General features: G+C 59.0%; 15 protein-coding genes and 1 pseudogene. 5 read left to right on the top strand and 11 right to left on the bottom strand.

Translation table 11 applies throughout. The features are described 5' to 3' along the window. Positions 1 to 9: 9 nt before the first annotated feature. A complete protein-coding gene (locus CRD20_RS01695; RefSeq protein WP_187404724.1) occupies positions 10 to 1,833 on the bottom strand; it encodes a CYTH and CHAD domain-containing protein in 1,824 nt (607 codons plus the stop codon). Positions 1,834 to 1,863: 30 nt separating this feature from the next. Continuing rightward, positions 1,864 to 2,673, bottom strand: coding sequence for a 3-methyl-2-oxobutanoate hydroxymethyltransferase (gene panB, locus CRD20_RS01690; protein WP_246819696.1), 810 nt, complete (start codon positions 2,671 to 2,673; stop codon positions 1,864 to 1,866). 140 nt (positions 2,674 to 2,813) lie between these two features. Here panB and CRD20_RS01685 point away from each other — a divergent pair, with 140 nt between their 5' ends. The 3 genes from CRD20_RS01685 to CRD20_RS01675 all read left to right on the top strand — a co-directional run bounded on the left by CRD20_RS01685 (position 2,814) and on the right by CRD20_RS01675 (position 9,711). Then, a complete protein-coding gene (locus CRD20_RS01685) occupies positions 2,814 to 4,154 on the top strand; it encodes a glutamine synthetase family protein (RefSeq protein WP_005511085.1) in 1,341 nt (446 codons plus the stop codon). A 62-nt stretch (positions 4,155 to 4,216) separates the two neighbouring features. Further along, positions 4,217 to 7,399: a bifunctional [glutamine synthetase] adenylyltransferase/[glutamine synthetase]-adenylyl-L-tyrosine phosphorylase gene (locus CRD20_RS01680; protein WP_370545775.1), complete on the top strand. Its 3,183-nt coding sequence runs from the start codon at positions 4,217 to 4,219 to the stop codon at positions 7,397 to 7,399. A gap of 98 nt (positions 7,400 to 7,497) precedes the next feature. After that, positions 7,498 to 9,711: a hypothetical protein gene (locus CRD20_RS01675; RefSeq protein WP_187404722.1), complete on the top strand. Its 2,214-nt coding sequence runs from the start codon at positions 7,498 to 7,500 to the stop codon at positions 9,709 to 9,711. A gap of 29 nt (positions 9,712 to 9,740) precedes the next feature. Here the strand turns inward: CRD20_RS01675 and CRD20_RS01670 are convergent, their stop codons facing one another. The 9 genes and pseudogenes from CRD20_RS01670 to CRD20_RS01635 form a co-directional block, all read right to left on the bottom strand. Continuing rightward, positions 9,741 to 11,168 carry a nitrate/nitrite transporter gene (locus CRD20_RS01670; protein ID WP_070429146.1) on the bottom strand — a complete coding sequence of 476 codons (1,428 nt, stop codon included), beginning with the start codon at positions 11,166 to 11,168 and terminating at the stop codon, positions 9,741 to 9,743. A 77-nt stretch (positions 11,169 to 11,245) separates the two neighbouring features. Continuing rightward, positions 11,246 to 12,979, bottom strand: a complete 1,734-nt coding sequence (locus tag CRD20_RS01665) for a thiamine pyrophosphate-binding protein (RefSeq protein WP_255468667.1) — start codon at positions 12,977 to 12,979, stop codon at positions 11,246 to 11,248. 135 nt (positions 12,980 to 13,114) lie between these two features. After that, positions 13,115 to 14,563, bottom strand: coding sequence for a threonine synthase (gene thrC / locus CRD20_RS01660; RefSeq protein ID WP_070644082.1), 1,449 nt, complete (start codon positions 14,561 to 14,563; stop codon positions 13,115 to 13,117). A gap of 123 nt (positions 14,564 to 14,686) precedes the next feature. Further along, positions 14,687 to 15,931 (bottom strand): dicarboxylate/amino acid:cation symporter, encoded by a 1,245-nt coding sequence (locus CRD20_RS01655; RefSeq protein ID WP_070438613.1) that lies wholly within the window; start codon positions 15,929 to 15,931, stop codon positions 14,687 to 14,689. A gap of 80 nt (positions 15,932 to 16,011) precedes the next feature. Then, positions 16,012 to 17,415 carry a branched-chain amino acid transport system II carrier protein gene (gene brnQ, locus CRD20_RS01650; RefSeq protein ID WP_187404721.1) on the bottom strand — a complete coding sequence of 468 codons (1,404 nt, stop codon included), beginning with the start codon at positions 17,413 to 17,415 and terminating at the stop codon, positions 16,012 to 16,014. 467 nt (positions 17,416 to 17,882) lie between these two features. After that, a complete protein-coding gene (gene ptsP, locus CRD20_RS01645) occupies positions 17,883 to 19,574 on the bottom strand; it encodes a phosphoenolpyruvate--protein phosphotransferase (protein WP_016423057.1) in 1,692 nt (563 codons plus the stop codon). 88 nt (positions 19,575 to 19,662) lie between these two features. Further along, positions 19,663 to 19,929 (bottom strand): HPr family phosphocarrier protein, encoded by a 267-nt coding sequence (locus CRD20_RS11090; RefSeq protein ID WP_224433282.1) that lies wholly within the window; start codon positions 19,927 to 19,929, stop codon positions 19,663 to 19,665. A 162-nt stretch (positions 19,930 to 20,091) separates the two neighbouring features. Continuing rightward, positions 20,092 to 20,907: pseudogene (locus tag CRD20_RS11085) on the bottom strand (PRD domain-containing protein); the annotation flags it as partial. Between the two features lie 65 nt (positions 20,908 to 20,972). Beyond that, positions 20,973 to 23,093: a glucose PTS transporter subunit IIA gene (locus CRD20_RS01635; protein ID WP_049189584.1), complete on the bottom strand. Its 2,121-nt coding sequence runs from the start codon at positions 23,091 to 23,093 to the stop codon at positions 20,973 to 20,975. 261 nt (positions 23,094 to 23,354) lie between these two features. Here CRD20_RS01635 and CRD20_RS01630 point away from each other — a divergent pair, with 261 nt between their 5' ends. Next, complete coding sequence (locus tag CRD20_RS01630) at positions 23,355 to 24,272, top strand: 2-dehydropantoate 2-reductase (protein WP_049189583.1); 918 nt, start codon at positions 23,355 to 23,357, stop codon at positions 24,270 to 24,272. Positions 24,273 to 24,324: 52 nt separating this feature from the next. Then, complete coding sequence (locus CRD20_RS01625) at positions 24,325 to 24,942, top strand: DNA-3-methyladenine glycosylase I (RefSeq protein ID WP_049189582.1); 618 nt, start codon at positions 24,325 to 24,327, stop codon at positions 24,940 to 24,942. The last annotated feature ends 36 nt before the right edge of the window (positions 24,943 to 24,978 follow it).

Genomic DNA, 24,978 nt, shown 5'->3' with positions numbered 1-24,978 from the left:
TCTACGCCTTTAGGCCTTCTTGTCCTTCTTAATCTTCTTTTCCATCTTGCGGAAGGCCTTGAAAACCTTTGCCACGGCATCGTCGTACTCAGTCAGGGCCTTCAGACCGTCGTAGTACTCCATCTGGTAAAGCACGCCGTAGCCGAAGGTGTCCCTGCCCGCACGGGAGGCACGCTTAGCGCGAGCCAGCACGAAGTCGCGCGCAGTACAGGTGTCCTGGAAGTCACCGAGAACTGACTGCAGGTTCTTGCAGGCAGCGTAGAGCTTCTCGGTCGGCAGGTCCGCGTTCTGAGCAGCTTCCGCGCTGTAGCGGAGCTTCTTCGCAGCCTTGCGGACATCGTGGTAACGCTCGTCCAAATCTGCCTCTGGCAGATCAGCATCCTCGCGGCCATCGAGTACCAGGTTGTGGCGACGACGGAACTTCGAAAACGCGCTGCGCAGGTGATCGAGCAGCACAGCAGTGGTGTCGAGTTCCTTCGGTGTCGCTACCTTCTCCGGTGCGGCCTTGTCTGAGGTCGTGGAAACTGCTGCATCGGCTGCTGCAGTATCAGGCTCAGCCGCGACCTCGGAGTCGGCTGCCGAAGAATCCTCTGCGGCTGCGTTCTCCGCGCCGTCGGCAAGCGAATCATCCTTCTTCTTAGACTTCTTTTCCCCAGCCTCGGCCTCGTCCGCATTTGCGGCAATTGGCGGATTGGCGAGGAATTCATCGAGATCGTCGAGAAGTTGCAGGTACTCGCTGGAATTGAGTGCGAGAATAACGCGATGATGGGCGCGCTCGTAGTCCTTCTGGACATCCTCGACGAGATTCGCACGCAGCTCCTCGCCCAAAGCGGCGCTTTCACGATTGGCCAGCAACTCCTCCCAGCGCATAGCGACGACCTCAGCGTCACGAGCCACGCCGAGAACACCCGCCAGCTGCTTGAGGTTGCTCTCCAGTTCAGCGACCTTATCGCCCACAACAATGCCGTGGAAGGTCTGCATATGACTGCGCAGCTCACGAGTGGCGACGCGCATCTGATGCACCGAGTCGAACTCATCGCGGCGTACCTTCGGGTCGTACTCGACCATCTTGGCCACGTTAGCGGCCAGCGCATCGACCACAGTGCGCCCCGGAGTGCCCTTCGGCAGCTTCGCTGGAACCGGCGGCAGGGGAGCGGAGTCGATGGAGTCACCCAACGCCGTCGCCAACTTCGATGGGCTTTCCGACGGCACGGCGCCAGCCACCTCAGCGACCTTGGACATCGCTGCCATTACGGCCTTGCCGTCCGGGTGATTTGCCCAATCCCCGAGCAGCTCAATCTCCCACTCACGCCAGGTAGTGGTTTCGCCGCCGTCGAGGAAGGAAGTCGCCGTGACGTGATCATCCGCAAACTCCGCCATGGGTGTGCCATCGAGGGCAAACACCGTGGTGACGTGGCGCTCATTGTCTACCTGCGCGATTGGTTGCAGCGGGTGATTGCGCACAATTGCGCGGACGGGGGCAAGCAACTCAGTAGGCACGATGTAGTCAGCATCGCGGCCTTCACCGTTAACAGAGCCCTCTTCCAGGCCAACGCCGTATTCGAGGCGACCGCCGGTACCCGGCGCCTTCAGATGCCACCCCTCATCGGGGCCGCCCGTGCGGCGACGCAGAGTGTGCTTGGACCGGGTCAGACGCAGGTCCGCCGTGTCCAGGTAAATCGCGGAGAGATTTCGCACCTCAGTGGTGGTGGAGCCAACCTGTGGAACGAAATCGAACGATGGGGCTACCACTTCTGGGGTAGCTGAGAACTTAGATTCCACCTCCAACGCCGCAGTTGGAGTTTTGGACTTAGAACCAGACTTAGATGCCATAACCACTAATTCTACCCCTGAATCGAAGAGCTAACCCGAGAAGTTCTGCGCCTCAGTAGGGAACTCGCGGGAGTGCACCTGGTCGACATACTGCTTCGCTCCCATGGTCAGCATCTCACCGACCTCTTCGAACACCGAACTAAACGACGGCCTGCGGCCATCGGCCGGAACTGCAAAGGCATCCTGCCAGACGAGAACCTGGCCATCGCACTGATTACCAGCGCCAATGCCACAGGTCGGGATGGATAGCTCGCGGGTAATCTCGGTGGCCAGATCCGCAGGCACCATCTCCAGGACCACGGCCGCGGCACCAGCATCGGCTACCGCATGGGCGTCGGCACGCAGCTGTTCCGCCCCCGCACCGCGCCCCTGTACCTTGAATCCGGACAGCGCGTTGACGGACTGCGGGGTGAAACCGATGTGCGCCATGACCGGAATGCCGGCGTTGACCAGCGCACGGATGCGCGGAGCGATACGCACGCCACCTTCGATCTTGATCATGTGTGCGCCGGTTTCGCGCATCATCTTCGCGGCGGACAGCACGGCCTGCTCATCGGAGGCCTCGTAAGTGCCGAAGGGTAGATCGGCAACAACAAGTGCGTTGCCAGCGCCCCGGACGACACCGCGCGCAAGCGGGATCATTTCTTCCAGCGAGATCTCGGTGGTGGTGTCGTAGCCGTAGACAACGTTTGCTGCAGAGTCGCCGACCAACAGTAGCTCGACACCGGCGGCGGAAAAAGCGCGCGCGGTGGAGTAGTCGTAGCAAGTCAGCATTGCCCAGGGGCGAGACTCAGCCTTCCATTCGGCCAGATTATTCAGACGAATCTTTTTTCCGCTCATGTCAATAGAGCATGCCATAGTCACCCGCAATTCGAGGCCACGAGGGCAGCGGTTATGGCACGGGTGCGGCAGTTGGCTAGCCACGCCGGATGGTCAAAATGTGTACCGCGAATCCGGGCACCTGGGTAACGTTGGAAAGTATGAACAGTCAGCAGGAATTCGTCCTCCGCGCAATCGAAGAGCAAGATATCCGTTATATCCGTCTGTGGTTTACCGACATTTTGGGGTATCTGAAGTCCGTTGCCGTCGCACCGGCTGAGCTCGAGGGCTCCTTTGAAGAGGGCATTGGTTTCGATGGCTCCGCGGTGGAGGGCTTTTCCCGCGTCTCCGAGGCTGACACTATCGCGCAACCGGATCCTTCGACGTTTCAGGTCATGCCGCGTCTGCATAAAGAAGACACAATCACGTCCGCGCGCATGTTCTGCGACATCGTCATGCCCGACGGTCAGCCGTCGTGGGCAGATCCACGCCAGGTGCTGCGCCGCCAAATTAAGGCGCTTGCCGACGAGGGCTTCCACGCGTTCATCCACCCGGAGATTGAGTTTTTCCTAGTAGAGAGCCTGGCTACTGATGGAAAGCCGCCGGTGCCAACGGACAATGGCGGTTACTTTGACCAGGCGGTCTACGACCGCGCACCGCGCTTTCGCCAAGAAGCGATCACGGTGTTGGAAGACATGGGAATCCCTGTGGAGTTCTCCCATCACGAAAACGCGCCGGGCCAGCAGGAAATCGATCTGCGCTACGCCGACCCGCTGACTATGGCGGATAACGTGATGTCTTTCCGCTACATCATTAAGCAGATTGCAATGAAAAATGGTGTGCAGGCGACATTCATGCCGAAACCTTTCCAGGACTTGCCGGGCAACGGCATGCACACGCACATTTCCCTTTTTGAAGGGGACACCAATGCATTCCATGACCCGGATGATGAAAACCAGCTCTCGGACACCGCAAAGGGTTTCATTGCCGGCATTCTGACCCACGCCAGCGAAATTTCCGCTGTGACCAATCAGTGGGTCAACTCCTACAAGCGCACGGCATTTGGCGATGAGGCTCCGACGTCCGCGACATGGGGCATGGCCAACCGCTCGGCTCTCGTGCGTGTGCCCATGTACTCACCGGGTAAGGCACATTCGCGCCGGGTGGAAATTCGTTCCTTGGACTCGGCCTGTAACCCGTATCTTGCTTACTCGGTGATTTTGGCCGCCGGTTTGAAGGGAATTAAGGAGGGTTACCAGCTTCCGGAGCAGGCAGAGGACAACATCTCCGAGTTGACCAAGCGGGAACGACGTGCGATGGGCTACCGCGATTTGCCGACATCCCTGGAGGTGGCGCTGCAGGAGATGGAACGCTCCGATCTGGTGGCCGATGCTCTCGGTGACCATGTTTACGAGTTCTTCCTGCTCAATAAGTGGCGCGAGTGGCGCGAGTTCCAGCGTCAGGTGACGCAGTGGGAGCTGCGCACAACTCTGGATTACTAGTTTCCCCGTACCGCCCCTTCCTTTTTCGTCTTTAATTTGTTTTTTTTGGGTGACCAGTTTCAATGGTGATGAATCGACCTCGCACATCTCGCCAATCAGTGCCGCGGCCCGCAGCGCTGGGCTTGCGTAATGACGATCGGACGCGGGCTGACCTGGAAGATTTGGGGTGGTACAACGAGGAGTCCCTACATCTGTTGTGGGGTCTTGCCGGAGCCAGCGACCCCAAGCTGGCGCTTATGGCGCTAGTGCGGCTGAAAGGCGCTCTCGACGAGCTGGAGCAGCAGGGAAAGCTGGAGAACTGGGCCACCTGGTCCGGTCTCGATGAAGCCATGCGCGAGCAGGTGCCGCTACGTACGCGTATGTTTGCGCTGCTCGGCGGCTCGAGTGCACTGGGCGATCACCTGGTTGCACACCCAGAAAAGTGGGTTCTGCTCCAAGCTGAGTTTCCAACTGAGGCAGACATGTTCCGCGAGATGCTCTCCAGCGTCGGGGCTGTGCCAGAGGTCATTGAACTCACTGATGAGGCCAGCCTGGAAAAGCAGGAGGATCCGGAGTATCGCAAGCCCGTCGTTGCGCCCGCCACGCTTGAAGGCCCCGGTTTGTACCGTGCGAAGCTAACCGGCCGTGAGGCCGAAGTTGCGATGCAGTGCGCCTACCGCGATTTGATTATGCGTATTGCGTGCTACGACTTGGCTGGCACATACCCACGGGGCCCTCGCCGTCCGGGACAGCCACAAGTCCCATTCCGTCAGGTCTCGGAGGCACTCAGTGATCTGGCTGATGCGGCGTTGACGGCTGCACTCTCTGTCGCGGTGCAACAGGTCTTTCCTTCGTCGCCGGTCTCAACACGCCTGGCCGTAATCGCCATGGGCAAGTGCGGTGCGGAAGAGCTGAACTACATCTCCGATGTGGATGTCATTTTCGTCGCAGAGCCGGCGGATGCCCGAGCCACCCGTTTGGCCAGCGAATTTATCCGGATTTCTTGCCACTGCTTCTTTGAGGCCGACGCGAATCTCCGACCGGAGGGTAAGTCGGGTGCACTCGTACGCACCGTGGATTCCCACGTCGCCTACTACAAGCGGTGGGCTGAAACCTGGGAGTTCCAGGCGTTACTGAAGGCGCGGCCGATGACAGGCGATATCGAGCTGGGCCGCGAATACATCGATGCTCTAGCTCCGATGGTGTGGACCGCCTCTCAGCGGGAATCCTTCGTCGATGATGTTCAACGCATGCGCGCCCGTGTGGTCCAAAACGTCCCCGAAGAGCTTCGCTACCGAGAGCTCAAGCTCGGTCGCGGTGGTCTGCGTGATGTCGAGTTCGCGGTGCAGCTGCTGCAGCTGGTCCATGGTCGCTATGACGATAGCCTCCGCGTGCTGCCAACTGTGATGGCACTCGACGCACTTGTCGAGGCTGGCTATATCGGTCGCGAAGACGGTGCCGCGCTGATTAACGCCTACGAGTTCGTCCGTCTGCTGGAGCACCGCCTGCAGCTGCAAAAGATGCGGCGGACGCATTTGTTGCCTGCCGACGACGACACCGAAGCTCTTCAGTGGCTCGGTCGCGCCTCTGGCATCGTCGGTGAGGGCGGCACCGATGCCAGCAAACCGCTGGCCAAGCAGGTTCGACTGGCCAGCTCACAGATCCGCTCCCTGCACAACAAGCTTTTCTACCGTCCACTGCTGAACTCCGTGGTGGAGCAGGACATTGGAACCCTGCAGCTATCGGCCGATGCGGCAAAGCGCCAGCTGGCCGCGCTGGGCTATCAGTACCCGGATCGCGCCTACGAGCATCTTTCTGCGCTGGCGGCGGGCACCTCGCGCAAGTCGCGTATTCAGGCGATGCTGCTACCGACGCTGATGGAGTGGCTATCGTCGACGCCAGACCCCGACGCGGGTCTGCTCAATTATCGCAAGCTCTCTGAGAAGCTCCACGACGAAACGTGGTTCCTGCGTACGCTGCGCGATGAGGGCGTCGTCGGCCAGCGGTTGATGCGGGTGCTCGGTTCTTCGCCGTACGCGTCTGATCTGATTATGAGTGCGCCGGACGTAATTAAACGGTTCGGCGACGGCGCGTCCGGGCCGAAGCTACTGAATACCGACTCCGATGCAGTCGGGCGTGCGCTGGTCGCAGCGGCTGCTCGTCACAACAGTCCAGCTAAGGCCATTGGTGTGGCACGTGCGTTGCGCCGTGCAGAGCTCGCGCGCATTGCCTCCGCAGATCTCTTCGGACTGATGGATGTGCAAGAGGTCTGTCACTCTCTGTCGATGGTGTGGGACAACGTGCTCGAAGCTGCCCTTGCCGCCGAAATCCGTGCATGGTCGCTGGAGCATCCTGACTCGGAGGTCCCGGGCGTTATCTCCGTGATTGGTATGGGGCGACTCGGCGGTGCTGAACTGGGGTACGGCTCCGATGCCGACGTGATGTTCATCTGTGAACCCCGCAAGGACGCCGATGGAGCGCCGCTTGTCGACGATTCCGAGGCGGTCAAGTGGGCAACCAGGATTTGTGACTCGTTGCGTCGTCGGCTGGCAAAGCCAAGCCAGGACCCGCCATTGGAGGTCGACGTGGACCTGCGCCCAGAAGGACGCTCGGGCCCGATTGTCAGGACCCTGGATTCCTATGTGACCTACTACGAGCGCTGGGGTGAAACCTGGGAGATTCAGGCACTGCTACGGGCTACCTGGATTGCCGGCGACAAAGACCTGGGCACCCGCTTCCTCAAGGCCATCGATCCGCTGAGGTACCCACAGGGCGGAGCTGATGCCAAGATGGTCCGCGATGTCCGTCGTATGAAAGCGCGTGTTGATTCCGAGCGGCTGCCTCGCGGAGCCGATCGCCGTACCCACACCAAACTCGGTTCCGGTGCACTGACCGATATTGAATGGACTGTGCAGCTGCTAACCATGCTGCATGCCCACGAGGTGCCGGAGTTGCACAACACTTCGACGTTGGAGTGTCTGGAAGTGCTGAAAGACCGCGGAATTCTAGATGCGGAGGATACCGACGCACTTCGGGATGCCTGGCTGATGGCGACGAATGCTCGCAATGCGCTGGTGCTCACCCGTGGTAAGCGCACGGATCAGCTGCCACAGCCGGGGCGTCAGTTGACTCAGGTCGCCGGTGCGGCGGGGTGGGAGGCATCGGATTCCAACGGTTTTATTGAGCACTATTTGCGTCTAACTCGTCACTCCAGCCGTGTCGTCAATCGTGTGTTTTGGGGTGAGGAGAACCCCGACCACGAGTAGACCGGGCAGAGGTCTGCCGAACCTCGCTGCGAGGCTCATTATGTGGCAGTGGGGTGCAGCCTTTGTCTTAGCACGGCGACCGGGCATAATGGTGGGCTATGGAACGCAACGTCGATTACTCGGTACGCCCTAGGTATGAGGATTTCATTCTCAACCTCGATGGCACTGACCTGCGTTTTTTATTGAGCCGCACGTGCCCAGCCGCTGATACCTCAGCTGCTGGGCAAGAGGCGGTGGAATTGCTGATGTCACAGGATTCAGCGCATACAGCGCTGTCTTTTTGTGATCCCGATGTTCTCGATGTGGCCCACTTAGTTCATATTCTGGAGGATTCCGCATCGCTGGATACCCTCACAGAAGTGGCTTATTGGGCATCGGATGCGGACGTGATGGCGCACGATACGCCGAAGGGTGTTGACCGCAAGCGTCGTCGCGTCGGCAAGCAGCAGCTTGAGCATGTGCTACGCCGTGGCCAGCGCCAGGGGCTCGTGTGGGAGGAACCGGCGGGCGTGTGGCATGTGCCGCCACATATTTCGGAGGTGTTCCCGGCGGAACCGAGCCTCAGCTTCCGCGTCGCCGACTTGGTGGCGAATATGCCAGCGGATGTGCTGAGTCGCCGTATGGAACGCATGGGGCTGGAGCCGGATAACGCGCCGGGAGAGGGCACATCGCGAGCCCTGAGCGCCAGCGATCTGACGGTGCGAAATTTGCAGGCTCGCCAGGTGGAGCACATTGCAGGCTTCCTTTGCGATCCGGTGAAGGTGCGGGCTCTGGTGATGACAGCTCCGGTGGATATTCGCAATGAGCTGCGCTGGATGGCAACCGACGAGAAGTACTTGCCCTCCTATATGTGGTCTGAACTACGTGCCGACGCGGTGCGCTGGGCCGAAGAGCGTCTGCTGCTGACTGTGCTAGAAGAACCGGCGATGCCGACATTTGAGCAAGAATCGGAAGCACGCAACGAATCGACAGTGGTTGCCCGCCTGGTGGGCGCAGTCGCGTTGGCGCTCAAGGGCGACATGTGGTCGATTCGTAAGCCGCATCCGACGGAGTCTTTCCCGGCAACGCTGGAGTCAAAGGAATTGACCGAAGCTTCGGTGGCTGCGGTGGCGTTTGCTTCGGCGTTTATGGATGCTGCGGGCAGCGGCGACGGGCGCCTGAAGGACCCGTTGCACATGTATGAGGAATCGAGCCTACTGTGGATTCAGGACTTCGCAGCCTCAATAGGTGCGAGTGCTTTCGCGGCGCCCTGGATTGTGGAGATGTTGGTCAACGCGGGATTGATTCACGCTGACAGCGGGCATCCGACTCCACGCGCACTGCAGTACTGGTACAACGCTGATGCCTCGACCCGATGGGCGTATCTCGCGGCGGGCTTCCTCGTTGGTCGCGGTCCGTGGCACGGCGAGTTTCCGTGGGTGACCATGGGCGTCGATGATTTGTCGCATGCCACCCTTGCCTACGGCTACCCGTATGCCGCGCGTGAAGTAGTGTCACTGGCCGCGCAGCTGGAGGAAGACCAGAAGTTCTATGGCTGCTGCGTCGAAGGACATATGGCTTGGAATGTCGACAACCTCTGCGCTCGCAACGGCACCGATGGGGAAGCGATGGTCGGTTGGCTGCTGGAGCAGGCCGGCATCTTGGGCATTCTCTACCATGGGCACGCCTCCTGGCAGGCCATGGCTATCATGTATGCCTTGCACGACATTTGGCTGACTGATCAGCACGTCGGTGCTCAGCGCATGGCCGAACTCATCGCTGAGTATGCCGCTGGTCAGGTGCCGACGGCGGAGGCAGTCCAGATTGCCCGCCTGTTCAAGGGTGCCGCACCTAACGAGCGCCTGGCTGCCACATTGGATGGCGTCGCCAGCAACCAGGTTGCCCTCGCGTTGGACTTCATCGGCGACCGCGAAACCTGCGCTGAAACTTCTCGCTGGATTATTTCCGAGGAGAGCCTGCGTCGCGCTTGCCTCGCGGTTGACGGCGACGTCGATGTCCTGTTTTCCCAGCTGGGGCCACTGGTCAATAGTTCTATGAAGCTGGTCATCTACGCCGAGCTAGTTCGTATTACCAAGACCGAGAAGCTGCAGGAAATGTATGAGCGTGAGGCCGTAGCACCAACGCCTTCGCTTGACGACGTCCCGGAGAACGCAGCCTCCGAAACTGACACCGGTGAGCGCGTTTCCCATGGTGCTCAGACCGATGGCAGCGAACGCACGGCGGATAGCGGCCGCGCAGACTCCTCTGGGCGATCGGAGGACTCGGATGACTCGGAGGGACTGGAAGGACCAGAGCAGCTTTCGCTGTTCTAGCCGCTCCGTCTTTCGGCTTCCTGTAGTTCCTACTCCGTAGGTTCCAGCTCAAAACGGCTTTGCTGGGCGACAAAGCGTGCTGCCGCACGCTTTGCCACCAGCAGGCCAACGAAACCGATCACCCACACACCGACGACAGCCAACCAGCCAATGCGGAAGGTCTCCCAGGTGTAGTTTCCATCGGGAGCTGCAATATCCAGCAGGAAGCCGACACCTTGTGCAGCGAGCATGGTGGCCACAAAACCGCCCATATTCGCCAACCCAGTGCCGGTGGCGAGTACCTTGCGATCGACCTCTTCGCGCACTGAGTCAAAGCCGAAGTTGGACATTGCACCAAGACCGGCCATTAGGATGTTGACTACAATAATTGCCCAGTACGCTGGTGGGTTGCTCGGTGCCAGGAAGACAATCCAGACGGCCATGTTGATAAACGCGATTGCGACAACAACCTTGATGCGGTCGCGGCCGGTGCGTGCCGAGACCATGCCCATTAACGGCCCGGCGATAATAACTGACAACGTGTTAACGACCAGTACCACACTGGCTTCGGAGGGCTTAAGACCCATACCCAGCATCATCAGAGGCATACCCCACAGCAATGTGAAGATGCACTGATGCATCAAACCAGTCCAGTGAGTGAAGAAACCCTGCCAGCACACCGGGTGAGTGGTCACAATCTTCAGAGTCTGGCCGATAGTTAGTTTCTCATCGGCTGCGGCAGAGGCTCCGCCATCGGCAGCCGTTTTCGCGGCCTTCTTGGCGGCGCGGCGTTTACGAAGTGACATCTTGGCTGTGGAGGAGTTCTCCGGGACGTCGGCAAGCGCGATCATGCCTACGATAGCGATGAGAAGACCCGCGGTGCTCAGCGACAAGAACGCGGGCACCCACCCCGCGGCGTGCAGAATCGCGAGGAACGGGACCGCAGAGATGAACTGGCCGAGCTGGCCAAGACCAGCCGTGAGCTGCGTGAACAGCGGAGTGACGCGCAGTGGGAACCACGCGGGAAGCAGCCGCATAGCACCGAGGAATGCGGTGGCATCGCCGGCGCCGATGAACACACGAGCGATGACAGCCAGCGGATACGATGTCGTGAACGCAATGATGACCTGGCCCAGCGCCATGATCAGTGCGCCCACGACCATCGTTTTCTTGGCGCCGACGCGGTCAATGATGATGCCCGTCGGAATCTGCGCCAGGGCGTAGACGCCAACCTGCACGGCGGTGAACAGCGCGAGTTGGGAGGCGTTGATATGGAAGCGATCGAGCGCCTCGACGCCAGCGACACCCATGGAGGTGCGGCCGACGATGGCAACGATGTAGGTAATCAGCGCCGCCAGCCAGACGGCAATCGCGCGGCCAGTGACGTGCTCGCGCGGGTCCTTTGCCACCGCTGTGGCGGGCTGATCTGTTGATGAAATTTGATCTTTACCGTTACGCTGCTTTACCACTCGCCACATTGTAGACCCCATCAACCAACCGGCCTGAAGTTGGGTCGCACCGGGGTTCTAGGCAGCCCGATTATGCCTGCGGCAAACTACCTTTGTGCCTTAGCCAGAACTTCCTTCACGAAGTCCGCAACCACCAGCCGTGAGACCTTGAAATCAATTACGGCAACGGAGGCCTCATCGGAGTTGGAAACTTCATGGAAATAGGCGTCGAGCTGGGCAAGGTCCTCAGGTGTGCCGACACTGAAACCGTGAGCGCCATAGGCACGTCCGACTGCGGCGAAGTCGTAGTCGGCAATCTCCATGGACGAGGTGTCCAACCCGACATCGCCAAACTGGTGCAGCTCCGCGCCGTAGGCAGCATCGTTAATGAACACCACGCAACCGCCACGACCACGTCGCAGCTGCTCGATCGCCGCAGGTAAATCCGCAATACCCATCGTGCCGCCACCGTCACCGGCGACTAGCACGCAATAGTCCTCGGGCCGCGCTGCCGCGAGGCCGACAAGCGACCCCATCCCCAAACCAATTGACTGAATCGCCGTGCCCACAATCACTTGCTGCTGCGGACCAGGCACATCGAGATACTTCGGTACCCACCCCAGGAAATGGCCACCGTCGGTACACACAGCGCGCTGATTGGGCAGGATACGATTCAGATACTGTAGGCACGCCCGCGGATCCAACCGGCCATCCGCGCACGTCAGGGACTCGACCTCCGCTGTCGTCGGCAGTGTCTTCAACTCCGCTCGCCATGTGCTTGACGACAACCGGGGCTTCTCCAGCTGCTCTGCCAGTACGGGCAGAAGTTCCTCCAACTTAGCCAATAGCGGTGTCACGGACGGCTGAGCGGCGGGATGGGGTTCGTCGACAACCTGGATAATCTTCGCGTCCGGTGCAAACATGTTGCCGCCACGGTTTTGGAAAGCGTTAAAGCTTGCTCCCAGGAACAGCACCACATCGGCCTGTCGAGCTAGCTCCACCTGCCACGCATGCGCAAAACCGCCCACGGTGCCGATCTGCCACGGACTGGAAAGCACATGACGAGCCATCGCTGAGTGCATAAAGAGTGCCCCCACGCTGTCCCCGATGCGGCGGACTAGCTCTGCGGTATCAGAGAGCAGTACACCTCTACCAGCAATAATGAGAGGGCGACGGGCAGTCTGCAGTTCCTCGGCCAGCGACGTGACAGTTGACTCCAGCCATTCTGGTCGGCCCGTGTGCAGATGTTCCTGGTTAGCCGACTGTGTTTCAGATGCAGATGCCGTTATCGGTGCTTCTTGGATGTCATAGGGGAGCAGCAGCACGACAGGCTGCCGAGAGCTCAGTGCGTGCTGAACCGCAAAGTTTGCGTCGTCAAGCGCGGACTCGGTAGTGACAGTGCGATGACAGACATCGAGTGCGTCGAGGAGCGCCGCCTGATTAAGGTCAAAGGGACGTGGGCGTTCCGGGTGCGTGCCGACGACAAAAATCAGCGGAATACGAGCTACTCGAGCCTCGGCCAGAGTGGTTAGCGCATTGGTGAATCCTGCGCCGCAAGTGGCGGTCGCGATAGCAAGCCCACCGCCTGCGCGGTGGAAGGCATCGGCGGCCCCGACAGCAGCCGATTCGTGTCGGACGGAGGAGTAGCCGAATCCCGATTCAGTAAGGGCTGACGTGAAGTGGGAGTTCGCGTTGCCGATGAGCCCGAAGCAGTGGTCGCAGTGCTGGGCCAATGTGTCGGCCAACGCCCGCGAGACCGTGGTGGTCTTTTGGGAACCTTCCTGCGGGGAAGAAGCGGGCGCGTGGGGCATAGGACGGCTATTAACTCGAGTGAAACTCATGTGAACAATTGTGAGGTAATCACGGGGGTAATAACAGCCCTATAGTCCAAGATAATGCCGTTTGCCCTTAAAAAAGAGGGCACTCTTCCACATTGCCGCTGCGCGGATGGGGGGGACGTTGGGCTATGCCCGGTTTTAAGCCACGTTGTCGTCGATGAACTTCTTCACCACATCGACATCATTCGGCAGCTCGGTAACGCGGCGCGGGGCATTCATGATGTCCGCGAAACGCTCCGGGCAGTCCGGCTCGCGTCCGGTGGCCTCCAGGATGGTCTCGGAGAACTTTACCGGCAGAGCGGTCTCCAGGCAGACAATTGGGGTGGATACCTGGTCTACCAGGCCGCGGGCGACGTGAATACCGTCAGCGGTGTGCGGATCGACCATGACCTCTAGGCGCTCCCAGCAGTCCTTGATGGTCTCGACGCGGTCAGCGTGAGTCGAGCGACCGGAGAGGAAACCGTACTGGGCAGAAGCCTCCGGGAAGATCGGATCAGCAGTAAGAGAGAAGCCGCCCTCCTTGACCTTGACACCAAAGAGGTCTGCAGTGCGCTCAGCATCGCGCCCCAGCAGATCGAAGATGAAACGCTCGAAGTTAGACGCGCGGGAGATATCCATCGATGGGGAAGAGGTAGCCTGCGTCTCCGCAGCGCTGCGCACGCGGTAGGCACCCGTGCGGAAGAACTCATCCAAGACATCGTTTTCATTGGTAGCCACAATCAGGCGGTCAATTGGCACACCCATCTGGCGCGCAATATGACCGGCGCAAATATCACCGAAGTTGCCGGTCGGCACACTGAAGCTGACCTTCTGCGCGTTGTTCGCCTCAGCACCGTTGCCGCCAGTGACACGAATCCACGAGGAGACGTAGTACACGATCTGAGCCATCAGGCGAGCCCAGTTGATGGAGTTGACTGCGCCAATGTGGCGGCTGGCCTTGTACTCCAAGTCACCGGAGACCGCCTTAACGATGTCCTGGCAATCGTCGAAGACACCGTCGAGGGCGACGTTGTGAATGTTGGCATCCTGCAGACCAAACATCTGAGCCTGCTGGAAGGCGGTCATTCGACCAGCCGGAGTTAGCATGAACACGCTGATTCCCTCACGGCCGCGCATTGCATACTCGGCCGAGGAACCCGTGTCACCAGAGGTGGCGCCGAGGATGTTCAGGGTCTCGCCACGACGAGCCAGCTCATACTCGAAGAACTCACCGAGCAGCTGCATCGCCATATCCTTGAATGCCGCTGTGGGGCCCATGGACAAGTGACCGATGTAGAGCTGATCTTCCAGCTTCGTCACCGGCACAATATCCGGATCGGAGAACTTCGGGTAGGTGTACGCCCGTGCACAGATACCGCGCAAATCCTCCAGTGGAATGTCGTCCACAAAAAGGCTGACGACCTCTGCAGCCAAGGCTGCGTAACCGTCGTCGACAAGCACGGAGCGCCAACGCATCAAAGTGGCATCGTCAACCTGTGGGTACTCGACCGGCAGGTAGAGGCCACCGTCGTTAGCGAGACCTCCCAGGAGAATGTCTGAGAACTTGTGCGGCGTGCGCTCTGGGTCGCGAGTCGAAATGAAGTCCAAGGCGGGCCCCTTACATGTATGCCAACACCCGCCGCATCGGCCCATAAGAAGGCCTTTTGAAAGATTGCGACGGGGTTGACCGGTGGATGTTTTCTTTAATTTTTACATATGCACCGAAGCCAGTTAGGCCTCGGTTGTGGAAGATGCGGAATTGGCCTCTTCAGCGTCGAAGCTGAGCTCTTCGGAACGGTCGATGACATCATCCTTGGCAAAGCGGTTAACAATCATGGCAATTGCACCGTCACCAGTGACATTACATGCGGTACCGAAGGAGTCGATGGCGATGTAGGCGGCAATCATCAAAGCGACCTGCTCCTGATCGAAGCCGAGCATGGACTGCAGCACTCCGACCGCGGCCATAATTGCGCCACCCGGAACGCCCGGAGCCGCGATCATGGTGATACCCAAAGTGAGAATGAAGCCGATGGCCATGCCCGGCGAAAGCGGCTTGTCCGCCATAAACATCACAGCAAACGCGAACAGGGTGATCTTCATCATCGAACCGGCCAGGTGAATGGTCGCGCACAGCGGCACGGTAAAGCCTGCGACCTTCTCCGAGACACCATTCTTCAGCGCGGCCTTGTAAGTCACCGGAATGGTAGCGGCCGAGGAGGAGGTACCGAGTGCGGTGGCGTAAGCCGGCAGCATGTTCTTCAGGGACGTCCACGGGCTGCGGCCAGCGATGGCGCCAGCGATGGAGAACTGGATTGCCAACAGGAGCACGGTGCCGATGACTGCCAGCAGCAGCACCTTGAAGAACATCGACAGCGTCGTGGTCAGGTTGCCGTTCATGCCCATAGACAGGAACATGCCGAAGATGTAAATCGGCAGCAGTGGGATGATAAATGCCGAGATGATCTTCATAATCACGTCGCGCAGCTGCGTCGCACCGCGGTAGAGCGAGTCCGACTTCACGGTGGTCATCGCCACACCGACCGTGAAAGCCAGCAGCAGGGCGGTCATGACGTCAAACGGTGGTGGCATCTCTACATTGAAGAAGCTCTCCAGCGCGCCCTCATCAATATCCACCGATGTGCCGGCCTGATCAGCGCCGAGCAGCCAAGGGTAGAGCCCCTGGGTGGCGGCGTAGGCCAATAGACCCGAAAACACCGTCGAGCCGTAGGCGATAGCAGTGGTAATACCCAGCCACTTTCCGGCGCCGCGGCCCAGGCTAGCAATCGCCGGCGTGATGAGGGCAAAAATCAGCACCGGGATAAAGAAGCCCAGGAAGTTACCAAAGAGGCCATTGAAAGTGACAAAAATTCGAGCCAGCCAGTCCGGGAAGAAAAAGCTGCAGACAATGCCCAGAATAATCGCGACAATAACGCGGAAAAGGAGCGTTTGCGTAAAACGCATTCGGGTACTCATAGTCAATCCTTGTTCGGATGGAATTTACTTCTCTAGCGTGCGGTATTTACGTTATGCAACGCAAATAACCGGGTGTGGTTTTACGCCTTTTCGGCTACCTCTTCTGCAACGGTCTCGTCGGCAAGCACACTCGCCGGGCGATTTGCGCGCTGCTTTCGCGTGACGACGTCAATTGCGTATCCGATCACCGTCGCTGCCAGAGTCGGCAGGAACCATCCGAACTCGATGGTCTGACCAGGTACGAGACTGAGGAAGTCCGCCAAAGCAGAACCACCGACACCCAAACCGGAGAGTACTGAGATACCCGACCAGATGGTGGCAACCCAGACGCCCAGGCGGTAGGTGTAATGCAGCTTGAAGGAGTAGGAAATGACCGGGTCGAGAAGAGTCAGTGTAATCAGAGTGATAGCCGGCGGGTAAATAAAGGTGATGATCGGCGCGGCAATCGCCAGTACCTGAGACAGCCCCTGTGTTGCCATTACGAAGGACATGACCGTGAAGATAATGGCCCAGGCCTTGTAACTGATGCCCGGAAGCAGCAGGTTGAAGAACTCACTGGTGGCGGCAATTAGGCCGACAGCCGTGGTCATACATGCGAGCAGAACGATGAGGCCGAAGACAATCTGTCCGACCTGGCCCATGGCCAGCTTGGAAGCCTCTGCGAGAATGCCCGAGCCGTTATCGAAGGAGGCGGCATTCGGCAGCACCTGGCCGACATAGCCCAGACCCAAGTAGATGATGGCGAGCAAAATGCCGGCGAACAGTCCTGCGGTCATGGTTCCGCGAACCATGCGCTTGCCTTCTGGGACACCGCTGACGCGCAGGGCGGAAATCACAATAATGCCGAATGCCAGGCCGGCGATGGAGTCCATGGTGAGGTAGCCCTCGACCAGGCCGGAGGCAAATGGGGTAGAGGAGTACTTCTCAATTGGCGCAGCCGGAGCGGCATCGAATTTGAATGCCGACATTCCAACCAATACAACCAAGAGAATCAGCAAAGCCGGGGTGAGAATCTTGCCCAGTTTGGACACAATTTCATTCGGATTCCACGCAAGTGCTAAGGCGATACCGAAGAAAACAAAGTAGAAGGCCGCAGCGACGGCCAGTGAATCACTGCCGAAAATCGGCTGGACACCGGTTTCGTACGACACGGCACCGGTACGCGGCAGAGCGTAGAAAGCACCGATGGAAAGGTATGCGATTACCGGGAAGCCCAAGGAAAAGATGCGGCCCGCGCGGAACGCTAGGTCACGCAGGTTGTTGCCTGAAATGGCGATAGCGATGATGGCCAGAACTGGCAACGCCACACCGGTGAGCAAAAAGCCGGTGATTGAGGGGCCAAAATTGGTACCGGAATCCACTCCGAGCTTCGGCGGGAAGATGAGGTTGCCCGCGCCGAAGAACATCGAAAACAGCATGAGAGCTGTAACAACGATAATGGAAGCGAAAGACTTCGGGGACTCCACTCCGCTCGACTTGGTCATGAGAATTGTGTTCTTTCTAAATTAGTGTCGCCCGTAAGGTCAAGGGCGATGCTGCAAGCTGCTGTGGCGATGCCATTGTTGCCGGTGCTGCGGTGGCGCAAACGCCCGTTACAGCAGCGCAATTGCAGTTCGTGTGCCCATGTAGATGAAAGGCCACGATGTCGAAAACTGACACTCTTAATGTGAAATTGTGAATTTTCACGGGCTGGGTGGAGCCTGATGCGTGAATTAAGTTGCGGCTTGTATGATCCGTCTTTATTTGAATTATTAAGGGGCTTCGACGGCGTTGGTGGTGCCGACGAAGGCACTCTATTTATCCTAATGGGGCGTTCGAGAGAGGGAAAATCAAGAAATTTCCCAGAAAATTTGCTGCCTGTGATGGGGCAGCGAACATAAGAGAAAGAGCCTGGCGCACACGTTTACGCTGACAGCGTGTGTACGCCAGGCTTAGTGCTAATTCCGTCGCTCTACAGCAGATCCTTCACCTTCGGATCCACCAGCGCGGTCACTGCGGCCTTCGCATCGGCCGCAGTTTCGGCATCGACAGCGTATGCTGCCATCTGCTGGCAGGTAGCGCGGTCGTGGAGGCGGAGAGCGGCGCGGACGGCCGGCACCTTCTTGGAAGCCATGGACAGCGAGCTCACGCCGAGGCCCACCAGGACCAGTGCCAGCAGCGGGTCACCGCCGGCTTCACCGCAGACACTAATGGGCTTGCCGGTAGCATTGCCGCCCTTGCATGCGGACTTAATCATTTGCAGCACAGCCGGCTGCCATGGAGATAGGAGATCCGCCAGAGCCCCCTGCATACGGTCGGCCGCCATAGTGTACTGCGACAAGTCGTTAGTACCAATGGAGGCAAAGTCCACAATGGACAGCAGCTGCTTCGCACGAATCGCTGCTGCGGGGACCTCAATCATGATGCCGACCTTCGGCAGGCCACGCTCACGCGCTTTGTCCGCAAACCACTTTGTTTCTTCGACCGTTGCGATCATCGGAGCCATAACCCGTAGGTCAGCCTTGCGCCCGGTGGCGTCAAACGCAGCGGCGAGTGCATCCAGCTGCGTATCCAGCAAATCTTCCCGAGCCTGCGACAGGCGCAGTCCGCGGCGACCCAGCGCCGGGTTTTCTTCCTCGCCTAGGTCGGCAAAGCTCAGCGGCTTATCCGCACCCGCATCCAGCGTGCGCACAACCACGCGTCGCTCACCGAATGCCTTCAGCACACGAGTGTAGGTTTCCGTTTGTTCTTCCAAACTCGGAGCCTTGTCGCGGTCGAGGAAAAGGAACTCAGTACGGAACAGGCCGGTGCCCTCATTATCCTGCGCTGCCGCAGACTCACCATCTTCCGCGGTACCAATGTTGGCCAGCAGATTCACCGGGTAACCATCAGCGGTCTTGCCTGCGCCCACAGACTGCGCTAGGGCTGCTTCCCGGCGTCGAGCGCGCTCTTCCAACGCGGCGACCTCATCGGCGGTCGGATTCGCAATCACCTCACCGGCGCCGCCGTCAATGGCGACGAAGGTTCCGGCCTCGAGTTCCATGACGCCCTTCGCCTTAACGACGGCTGGAATGCCCAGCTGTGCTGCGAGGATAGCCGTGTGACTGGTCGGCCCGCCACCAGCGGTGGCAATGCCTACGACCAACTCGGGGTCAAGACCCACGGTTTCGGCGGGCGCGAGATCGTCGGCAAGCAGAATAGTTGGGGTGGAGACATCCGGGACGCCCGGTTTTGGCAGGCCACGCAGCTCGCAAATTGTGCGGTCGCGAACATCGTAGAGGTCGGTGACACGTTCAGCCATGTAGCCACCGAGACTGGTTAGGAGCTGCGCGTAGTCCTCAACGGCATCGTGAACGGCCTGGGTGACGCCGGAGCCTGCCTTGAGTTTCTTCACCACGGCCTTGGCGAGCGCCCTATCGGAAGCCAGTTGCGCAGTGGCCTCCAGAATCGGACGTGCCTGCGGGCTGGAGTGCTCAGCCTGCTTCTTCAGCGACTCTGCGACGTTGGCCATCGCTTCGCGGACGCGCTCACCATCGGCGACGGGATCGGTCGACGACGGTTCTTGAGTATCAACTCCCGGGGCGGGGAGTACCTTTACTACTTCAGCGCTGGCCGTACCGGTCGAGACACCGATGCCATAGATGACAGTGTGCTGCTCGTTCATTGCTTCCGATCTCCTTTTCGGGACCTCTGCGGGGATACTCGTCGGTCGTGGTGTGCCGTGGTGTTATCCAGGAGCGTTCTAGCTGGGCTTACTCGGCATCAAGGTCGCGCTCGAGCATGGCTGCAAGCTCGTCCAGAGCTGCAGCTGCGGAGTCGTCCTCGCAGCTCAGCGTGACTTCGTCGCCGTGCTTAGCGCCGAGGGTCATGACCTCCAGGATCGAGGCGGCATCGGCCTCTTCGTCGTCAAGGGAAATGACAATGTCGTAGTCGTACTCAGCAGCAGCCTGAGTGAACAGGGAAGCCGGGCGAGCGTGCAGGCCTACGGAGGAACCGATGGTAGCGGTACGAGTAATCATGGTTGAATCCTTTCGGGTCGAATATGTGAAATTTTCTGACTCAGGCACAGTGCCTGTACACCTCACCGCTGGTGCTTGCTTGTCATCAACGTCGCGCACGCTCCGGGAAGCCCTGGAGGCGGTGGGAGATACAGCCGCTGCCTGCACAATGCGTGCAATGTGCAGGGTGAGGTAGGAAACTTCGTCTTCCGTCAACCCCGACCCCAGACGCAGTTCAATGACTGCGGAAATACGCTGTGCGCAGCGAAACGCCTCTGGGGCGGAGTCACGGATGGCCTGGCCAATAGCGGAGGAGTGATCTTTCAACTGCTCATGCTTGGCAATCCGGACGAACAGGTAGCGCAGGTGTGTGATGAAGCGCCCCACATTGACAGTCTCTGGCTCCAGCGTGATGCCAAAATCACTTTCAATGATTGTGAGCAGCTGCTGCAGGACGCCCGTCATGGTGTAGGTGAAGCTCAAATCACCCGTGGCAAACCCGGCGTTGACCAGGTGCAACGTAATAGCCACTGCTTCGGAACGGGGCAATGGTGCTATACGACGGTCATTGAGAGCGCGATTGATATGCGACAAAATCGCCTGCGCCTGCGCGTATTCTTCACTATAAAGTTGGCTGACTTCCGCGAGCAGCGGGTAATCTGCTCGCTGCCCGTTAGCTGCCCTCATGATGGCGAAACCAATGTGATCGGCCAACGCCACAAGGAGGGAAGCGTTCTTCGTCATCGATTCCGGCAGGCCGGCTGCGGTTACCGCATCGGTCACAAGAGTCATGTGAGCCAGCGGAATTTCTGTGAGCATCGTGGCAATATGGTCCGGATCACGGCCTTCCGCTGGGACAAAGATGCGAACAACTTTGCTCGAATCAACCGGCTGCCCCGGGCGGGCCTTGAAGCCAATGCCGCGGCCGGTGATGATTTTCTCGCCGGTCGCGTCCTTGGCCAGGACCACGTTGTTATTGAATACTCTCAGGATTTCCATGTCGGTAACCGTGAACTCCTCCATAAGTTGAGGGATTTCAGGCCGGTATGCCTTCTAGAAATCAATTATGGCTGAACTTCGATGACCGTGTCGCCGGCTTGGACGGAGATGCCGGTGACCGGGGAAACCTTGGTCAGCTTCTTGGTATTGGTGATGGTCATCAGTGTCGTGGTTGGGTAACCAGCTTCCTTGACCTTGTCGAAATCGACCTCGGCAAGTACATCGCCGGCCTCGACGTGCTGCTTCTTGGAAACCTGGACATCGAAGCCTTCACCGGCCATCTTGACCGTGTCGATACCGACGTGGACGAGTACCTCTACACCGTCATCGGTCTTAATACCGAAGGCGTGACCGGTCTTTGCCACAGTCATCAACGTGCCCGATACGGGTGCGACCACGGTAGAACTGGTCGGCTTGATACCGACACCGTCACCGAGAGCACCGGAGGCAAAGACCGCGTCGCCGGCCTCGGCAAGGCTGACAACCTCACCGGCAACCGGGGCCTGCACCTGTACAGGCTTGGTATCAACGGCAGTTGCGACACCACCGGCGCCAGCTGCCGCAGCAGCCGGTGCGGCAGCCTCGGCGTTGGTACCAGCGTCACCGGAAGCCTCAGCTGGAGCCGAATCGGAGCCACTGGTGGCAGCGTGTGGGGTGGCGTCGCTGGGTTCGTCGTCAAGCTCTGCGGCGCGTGCGGCCTCGGCCTCAGCCTTCTCTTCCGGCGTGCGGTAGTCGGTGAGAATGATGGCGAACATGGCGACGAAGAATGCCACGGCGACGGAAATCAGGTAGACCCACATCGGTTTAAACACGACAGTGGTGATGAGGGAGGTGAAGACGAAGGCGTTGGTTGTCACACCACCGAACGGAGCCGACAGGATGGCGATAGTCAGACCGCCGGCGAAACAGCCGAGCAGCATGCGCGGGTAAATCCGCTTGAAGCGCAGGTGAATACCGTAGAGGGACGGCTCGGAGATACCACCGAAGAGACCGGCAGCGAGTGCACCCGTTGCAGTTTGGCGCATCTGAGTGTCGTGGTCGCGCATGGAAAGAACCAGCACACCGGCAGTTGCTCCGAAGCAGGCGAAGTTCCAGGCACCCATCGGGCCTTGGATGAAGTCGTAGCCGAGAGTCTGGATATTGACCAGCATCAGCGCATTCAGTGGCCAGTGCAGGCCAAGCGGTACGAGGAACGGGTAGAGCATCGGGATGAGAATTGCGAACACAAACGGTGCGTTCGAGTTCATCCATGCCAGGCCGGAGCCGATGCCGTTACCAAGCCAGATGCCCAGCGGGCCGATGAGGAAAGCGGTCAGCGGAATCATGATCAGCATGGAGATAAACGGCACGAAGACCATCTGCACATTCTCCGGGAAGATCTTCTTCAAACCGTGGTAGACCACTGCCAGGATGGCGACCATAATCAGCGGTACAAAGACCTGTCCGCCGTAGTCATTGAGCTGCATTGGCAGGCCGAAGATGTTGGCGGTGAAAGTTTCGGTACCGAGTTCCTCGTTGACTGTCTTGATGGTGTCCGAGAAGCGATCGGTATCCTGCAGACTCATAAACTCCGGCGTCATTAGGGCAGCCATGATGGCTGCGCCCAGCCATGGATCTACCCGCAGCTTCTTCGCTGCGTTGTAGGCGACCATGATTGGCAGGAAGTAGAAGACGCTGCGCCACATGGCATCGACGAAAATCCAGGTGGCGGACTTATCCTCAGCGCGGAAGTCGACGATGTTCAGGCCGTCGAGTACAGCCGCAATCGCGATAATCAGCGATGCACCCAACAGCACGCCCAGGATTGGGCGGAAGGAATCCGAGAGGTACTCGAAGAAGTTGTCCAACCAGGAGTACTTGCCGCGTGCCTTCGAGCGAGCTTCTGCCTTAACGTCTGCGTCGGACTTAGTGGCGACTGCGCCGGCGCCCTTCATTTCCGGTAGATGCTTAATTGCCGTGTACATCGATTCGACGCCACCGCCACAGATGACCTGGTAGCGGTTATCGCCCTGGTGAACGACACCGAGTACGCCCGGCACCTTGTCAATCTTGTCCTCGTTGATCTTGGAGACATCACCGAGTTCAAAACGCAGACGCGTCGCACAGTGCGTCATGCTTGTGATGTTTCCGGGTCCACCGAGGTTTTCAACTATTGCCCTCGCGCTGGAATCTTTTGACGACCCCATCGTGACCTTCCTTCACAGTAAGCAGGGCCGTTAAACGCAAAAAGACCCGAGGCGCCACAAACTGTGGGCCTCAGGTCTTGCCTCAAAAGAGTAACAACCCTGGGTTGATATCTATTAACTTCGACCCTACTCCGCTTTACATAGTTTTGACAAGGTAGTAATTCAAGCTCAAATTTCACATTTGGGGATAGCCTGGATTGCCTGTGGACAACCGCATGCAACCTATTTCGCGCTCAGTGCGGAAGTCGTAAGGTGGCAGCTATGAGGATTGGAGTTTTAGGTGTAGGAGCTGTCGGCGGCTGGTTTGGCGGTCGCCTCGTGCAAGCGGGTTATGATGTCGTCTTTCTCGCCCGCGGCGAGACCCTGACACGTCTTCGTGAGGTGGGGCTCACGCTTATCGACGAGCACGGGGAACGCAGCATTATCCCCGTCAAAGCAGCCGACAATTGGGGTGAACTCACTGCCGATGGCGTCGACGTCGATGTTGTGATTGCAGCAACCAAGGCGCTGCCGGGCAACGATCCTTTCCCGCAAGTTCCGGCTGGTGCAGCAGTGGTGACCACCCATAACTCGGTGGAAATCCCTTATTTGGCAGCGGGGCGGTTCGGTGAGGACAAGGTGTTCCCGGGTGTTATCCGCGGTTTCTTTATCCACACTGGCCCGGCAGAAGTCACCTTCCGACCAGGACCGATGAGCCTGAACATCGGCACATTCGATGACTCCACTAATGACCTGGTCGGGGCAGTTATCGAGGCATTGCACATGGCTGGGCTCGGTGGCGAACAGCTCCCGGATATCTGGGTCGATATCTGGGCAAAAGCGATGTTCGTGGCTAACCTCGGTGCCCTAGGTGCCCTGGCTGATAGTCCGATTGGTTACTTGCGTTCGGAAATGCGCGACAGCTTGACGCGGATGTTTGAAGAAACCGAGGCAGTCGGTCGAGCCTGCGGCGTTGCGCTGCCAGAGGACATCGTGTCGCGGACCTTGGCCTTTACTGATGCTCAAGGGTACGACAACACCTCGTCGATGCAGCGCGACTACACCGCGGGACTTACCAATGAGCTCGATGCCCAGATTGGCGCAATCCGCCGGATGGGGCAGAAGGCGAAAGTGGAAACGCCGACGCTGGATCTGGTGTATGGCGCTCTGGTTGGGCGTCAACACAAGCATAAGAATTAAGAGCTGCGGTGCTCAGCTAAGTCAAACCGGAATTGGGGGATTGGAAAGACTGATGAAAATTGGATCGGACTACACGGAAAACAATGGGCTCATCATCGGTGAGGATGGATTGGCTCGACCGGCATGGGCTGCTCACAGTGAGCTGCTGAGAGAGTACTACGACACCGAGTGGGGGATGCCGGTGCGCGATGAGCAAGGACTATTCGAACGGCTCAGCCTGGAGGTATTTCAGGCGGGGTTGTCGTGGGAGACAGTGCTGAAGAAGCGGCCCGCGTTTCAGGAAGCCTTCGCGAACTTCGACCCCGATGCGGTTGCTGATTTCGATGACGAAGATGTCGAAAGATTGATGAATGATGAACGAATCATTCGGAATCACAGGAAGATTACCGCGGTAATCAATAACGCCGCGGCGACGATTGCTCTGCGTGAAAACGGCGGCTTAGCCGAGTTGATGTGGTCGTTTAAACCGGAGAAGTCTCCCGAGCCACGTTCAATCGAAGAGGTGCCCAGCTACTCCGAGGAGTCCAAGGCGCTTGCCAAGGCATTGAAGAAAGCTGGTTTTAAGTTCGTAGGCCCCACCACGGTCTTTGCATCAATGGCTGCCGTGGGGATTGTCGATATCAACATTGTTGGCGCACATCGGCGCGGTGCCTCTGGCGTTTTTGGCTAGGGGAAAGGGGGATTTAACTAGCTAGGGGGAAAGAAA

Origin of the sequence: Corynebacterium sp. LK33 (genome assembly GCF_014334955.1) — a bacterium.
GTDB classification, from domain to species: domain Bacteria; phylum Actinomycetota; class Actinomycetes; order Mycobacteriales; family Mycobacteriaceae; genus Corynebacterium; species Corynebacterium jeikeium_D.
Note: the sequence above shows the minus strand (reverse complement) of the source record. Positions and strands in the feature narration are given on the sequence as shown.